Origin of the sequence: Aquicoccus porphyridii (assembly GCF_008369105.1) — a bacterium.
In the GTDB taxonomy this organism is placed as follows: domain Bacteria; phylum Pseudomonadota; class Alphaproteobacteria; order Rhodobacterales; family Rhodobacteraceae; genus Aquicoccus; species Aquicoccus porphyridii.
This window is the reverse complement of the sequence record NZ_VINQ01000220.1, coordinates 1-370: the sequence shown is the minus strand read 5'-3', so window position 1 is coordinate 370 and position 370 is coordinate 1. Positions and strand designations below refer to the sequence as shown.

At 65.7% G+C, this 370-nt stretch carries 1 protein-coding gene; it reads left to right on the top strand.

The window, feature by feature from the left end:
• Positions 1–3 precede the first annotated feature (3 nt).
• A complete protein-coding gene (locus FLO80_RS24265) occupies positions 4–141 on the top strand; it encodes a sigma factor-like helix-turn-helix DNA-binding protein (RefSeq protein ID WP_281287079.1) in 138 nt (45 codons plus the stop codon).
• Positions 142–370: the final 229 nt, after the last annotated feature.

Below are 370 nucleotides of genomic sequence, written 5' to 3'. Positions count from 1 at the left end.
GACATTCTCCAGCAGCGCTGGCTGTCCGAGGAGAAGGCCACGCTGCACGACCTGGCGGAAAAGTACAACGTCTCCGCCGAGCGTATCCGGCAGCTGGAAAAGAACGCCATGAGCAAGCTGAAAGGGCGGATTCTCGCCTGATCGCCGCGCCTCGCGAAAACCGCACCCCGCAAGGGTGCGGTTTTTTTCTGCCCGGAGGAATCCCATGCCGCGCAATACCCGCTGGCTGTTCTACCTGTCGCTGGCGGTCCTGACCTTCGTCGTCGGCGCCTGGCTGGTCCGTACGCCGGAACCGGCGCGACCGTTGCCGTGGCTGGCCGACTGGCAGGAGCAGGTGCTGGCGCCGTTGGCGGACAACGCCCTGACCCTG